This window comes from Gemmatimonadales bacterium, from assembly GCA_035502185.1.
Classification (GTDB): Bacteria; Gemmatimonadota; Gemmatimonadetes; order Gemmatimonadales; family JACORV01; genus Fen-1245.
Genome location: DATJUT010000110.1, coordinates 1 through 4137, shown reverse-complemented (window position 1 = coordinate 4137; position 4137 = coordinate 1). Strand labels below are relative to the sequence as shown.

Below are 4137 nucleotides of genomic sequence, written 5' to 3'. Positions count from 1 at the left end.
CGGCAGCTTGTCCTGGCTGCACGTCATCACCGCGGACGCGAGCGCGGCCACGAACAGTGACGAGGCGATGACGCGGGACGCGCGAGCTTGCCGGTACATGGAATGCCCCCGGTTGACACGGATCGGGTTGGAACGGGGAGGGGGGGACCCACCGCCGTCCAGAGGCCCTGACTTTGGTGATTCGACGCGGGTCGCCCTAGGGCAACCGCCCCGCTAGTCTACTTCTTCCGCGCCCTCGTGATAAGAGGCGGCCGTCCCGGACCCCCGGGAAGCCTGTCCTTCCGGCGGCGCCGGGCTCAGGCCTCCAAGGCCTCGTACCTCTACGGCCCCGCCCGGGCCGTGACTCGTATCCCAAAGAATCGCAAGGACTTCCGCTCACTCGATGCGGCGGGGCCCCCGCCCTGCTCACCCCTTTTTGCGCTCGCCGAGCACCTGGCCGATCGTCACCACGTCCACCAGGCCGCGAGCCCCGTAGAGGGCCGGCAGCACTGCCTCGGGCGGGAAGCGGCGCCTCAGCTCGGCCACCCGGTCGGTGCCGGCCCGGTAGGCCGGCAAGTACATCCGGCCCAGCAGCGGGTGGCGGCCCCACGCCCCGGACAGCTTGTCGGCGCGCTCCGGCGAGCAGAGGAACTCGTGCCGCAGGACCCGGGCGACCTCGGGCTGCGGCAGGTCCTCGTGCCAGGTGAGGTACGACGACTGGTTCTTGGCGTCGTCCTGCAGCAGCGCCAGCAGCACCCCGGCCTGGGTGTCCTCGTCGGGCAGCTGGTCGATCTCGGTCACGCCGTGGGCGATGAGGATCGCGTTGTTGGCGATGCCCTCGGAGAGCGCCGCGTGCCGCGTGTTCATCGTCAGCATCGTGGCCTCAAGGCCGAGCTTGCCGCGCACGTACAGGTTCTGGCAGTAGGCCGTGGTGGTCACGTGCCCGGGCACGACCTCGTGGCTCACCAGCTGCTCGAACTCCGGCACCGAGATCTCGAGCGACGCGTTGATCTCGTAGGTCGCCTCGTACTCGGGGCTGCCGTCGGGACGCCGCGCGCGCCCGAGGTAGTTCATCGAGCCCGAGAACCACGCGTCCTTGATCGGGAGGAAGGCGATGTTCGACCGCGGAACGGGCCGCAGCGCCGGCGGCAGGTACGGCACCAGGTGCCGGGCGGCGAGCGCGTCGTAGCGCGCGATGAACGCCGCGGCGAGCGCCGGGATGGAGGGCTTGGGCACCGCGCGCTCGCGGCGCCACGCGTCCACCGCTCCCAGGAGCGCCTCGTCGCCGTCGGTGCGGTAGCCGGCCTTGGCCAGCAGCTCGGCGACGCGGCGCCGCTTCGGCCCCGGATCGCTCGGCTCGGGCTTCCGGCCGGTGGACGCCACGACGCAGCGCTCGTACGGCACCCGCTCGCCGCGCCCCAGCATCTCCATCGCCAGATCCCACATCACCTCGAAACACTGCGCCAGGCCCTTCAGGTAGGCGCGCCGCACCCGGCCGCCGGTCTTCGCCTCCTCAGCCATGGCGGCGATGGCCCCGTGGACGTCGACGGCCGCGAGATAGGCGTCGATGGCCGCGAGGTCCGGTTGCTTGGCCGTCACCCCGCCGGTCTCGCGCAGCCGGGCAGCGGTGGGATGCGCGTAGGCCGCGGGCAGTGGCTCGTCCGAGAACCACGAGTCGGCGATGAACCGGCCGGTGCCGGACGGGTTCATGACGTCGCCACCCCAGAGGGTGTCGATGCCGAGGATGGCTGCTGCAATCGCGCTGGAGGGCATTGCGGGCTCCGCTGAGGGATTCACTGTGATGAGGTGAGAGGTGAGAAGTGAGAGGTTGAGGTGAGAAGCGAGAAGCCAAAGGCGTGAGAGGTGGGCCTCACCTCTCACGCTTCCTCCTTCGCTATCTTACGCCCCATGCCCAACGAGCACCACCTCAAAACCGAGCGCACCGCCCGCTATTTCACCCTGGGCAACGCAGCATCACCCGCCGACATCTGGATCGCCTGCCACGGCTACGGACAGCTGGCCGAGCCCTTCCTCGAGGCCTTCGCCCCGCTCGACGACGGGCGGCGCTTGATCGTGGCGCCGGAGGGCCTGTCGCGCTTCTACCTCGAGCCGGGCAGCCACGGCCCGGAGAGCCGGGTGGGCGCGAGCTGGATGACGCGGGAGGACCGGCTGAGCGAGATCGACGACTACGTCGCCTACCTGGACGCGCTGCTCGCCGCCGTGCTGGCGCCGCGCCGCGACGCACGCGTGACGGTGCTCGGCTTTTCGCAGGGCACGGCGACCGTGGTGCGCTGGGTGCTGCGGCGTGAGGTGCGGGCCGAGCGCCTGGTGTTGTGGGGAAGCCTGCTGCCGCCGGACACGGATCTCGGCGCGGCGGCTCCGACGCTGAACGTCCTCGACCTGGTGCTGGTGGCGGGGAACCGCGACGAGTACGTCACGCCCGAGCGGCTGGCCGGCCAGCGGGTGGCGCTGGACGCGGCGGGGGTGCGTCATCGCCTGCTCGGGTTCGACGGCGGGCACCGTCTCGACGCCGACACGCTCCGCCGGCTGGCGGAGCGCTAGCCTCCCCGGGGCGGCGCCGGCCGCGCCGGCCTGCCCCCGTCTACTCCCCGGCTGGCGGCACGCCGCCGCGCGGCAGCTGCTGCGGCAGATCCGCCACCACGTAGGCCATCACCGCCATCGCCGCGACGCACTTCGCCACCTCGCGCGCATCGAGCTTGTCCACCGTGTCCGCGTCGCTGTGGTGGTACCAGAAGTAGCGCGACCCGTCGTCGTTGAGGCCCATGCCCGGCACGCCCCGCTGCATGATCGGGCCGATGTCGGTGCCGCCGCCGCCCTTGGTGATCGTATCGGCGCCGACGGGGGCGAGGAGCGGGCCGATCGCACGCACCACTGCGAACGCCGAGTCCGACCCGGTGAAGCCGAAGCCCGTGGGCCGGAACACCCCGCCGTCCGACTCGATGGCGAGGTCGTGCTTCCCCAGGTCGGCCAGGTGGGCGTCGCGGTAGGCCAGCCCGCCCCGGGTGCCGTACTCCTCGTTGGTCCAGCCCACCAGGCGGACCGTGCGCCGCGGGCGCAGCCCCAGCCGCTTCATCACGAGCAGGGCCTGCCACGCCGCGACGAACCCGCCGGCATCGTCCATCGCGCCGGTGCCGACGTCCCACGAGTCGAGGTGGCCGCTGATCACCACCACCTCGTCCGGCTTCTCGGAGCCCCTCAGCTCGGCGACGACGTTCTTCGACGCCACGTCCGGCAGCATGTGGGCTTCCATTTTGAGCGTGACCACGACCGGCTGCCCGCGGCCCTGCATCCGGTGCAGCATCGCGGCGTCCTCGATCGAGATGGCCGCGAACGGGATCGGCGCCGCAGAGGAGTCGTAGTGCGTGGTCCCGGTGTGCGGCTGGCGCATCTCGAACGGCGACACCGAGCGCAGCAGCGCGGCCACCGCGCCGACCTGCGCCGCCCAGATCGCACCGTTCCAGCGGTAGGTGACGGTCTCGCCATAGCTGACGTACGGCGCGTCCCACAGCACGATCTTCCCCCGCGCCTCCGCCGCGCGCGCGCGCAGCTCGAGCGTGTCGTGCACCACCAGCACCGGCGCCGTGATCCCCTCCGGCGGGGTGCCGACGCTGCGGCCCAGGCCCAGCATCGGCAGGCGGGCGGCGCGCGGCTCGACCAGGTCCAGCGACTCGCTGCCGCGCACCCAGTGCGGCACCATCGCCGGCTCGCCGCGCACGCTCTCGAGCCCGTCGCGCCGCATCTCGACCAGGATCCAGTCGAGCGCCCGCTCCAGGCTCTCCGACCCGCTGATCCGGCTGCCGAACCGGTCGGTCAGCTCGGCCAGGCGCAGCCAGGCCGCGGTGTCGGCGGTGGCCGCCGCGATCAGCCGGTCGGCCGTCGCGCGGTACGTGGCCACCAGCCCGGTGTCGCGCGGCTGCTGGGCGGCAGCGGGCAGCGGCGCCGCCCAGGCGGCACAGCCGAGGACGAGCAGGCACCATCCGGAACGCAGCGTCATGGTCGGTCGCGGTCGAAGGGAGCAGAACGGGTAACAAGAGAGCCGGCGACGGGCAAGCGCCCGCCGCCGGCTCGAACACGGCGGCCAGGCCGCCTCAGAACATCAGCCACGCATTGAGGTACAGGGTGTTGTTGTCCGAGGCC

Annotated in this window: 3 protein-coding genes; 1 reads left to right on the top strand and 2 read right to left on the bottom strand. The window is 72.2% G+C overall.

Going from position 1 to position 4137, the window contains the following annotated elements:
- Window positions 1–405: 405 nt before the first annotated feature.
- Window positions 406–1752: a hypothetical protein gene (locus VMF70_14695; protein HTT69270.1), complete on the bottom strand. Its 1347-nt coding sequence runs from the start codon at window positions 1750–1752 to the stop codon at window positions 406–408.
- A 135-nt stretch (window positions 1753–1887) separates the two neighbouring features.
- Here VMF70_14695 and VMF70_14690 point away from each other — a divergent pair, with 135 nt between their 5' ends.
- Entirely contained in the window at window positions 1888–2541 is a 654-nt protein-coding gene (locus VMF70_14690; protein HTT69269.1) for a hypothetical protein, read from the top strand.
- 40 nt (window positions 2542–2581) lie between these two features.
- Here VMF70_14690 and VMF70_14685 read toward each other — a convergent pair whose 3' ends face one another.
- A complete protein-coding gene (locus tag VMF70_14685) occupies window positions 2582–3994 on the bottom strand; it encodes a M28 family metallopeptidase (GenBank protein HTT69268.1) in 1413 nt (470 codons plus the stop codon).
- Window positions 3995–4137 lie beyond the last annotated feature (143 nt).

Coding starts and splice junctions, on each gene's coding strand:
- VMF70_14695 (HTT69270.1), bottom strand. CDS start 1,752: ATGCCCTCCAGCGCGATTGCAGCAGCCATCCTCGGCATCGACACCCTC.
- VMF70_14690 (HTT69269.1), top strand. CDS start 1,888: ATGCCCAACGAGCACCACCTCAAAACCGAGCGCACCGCCCGCTATTTC.
- VMF70_14685 (HTT69268.1), bottom strand. CDS start 3,994: ATGACGCTGCGTTCCGGATGGTGCCTGCTCGTCCTCGGCTGTGCCGCC.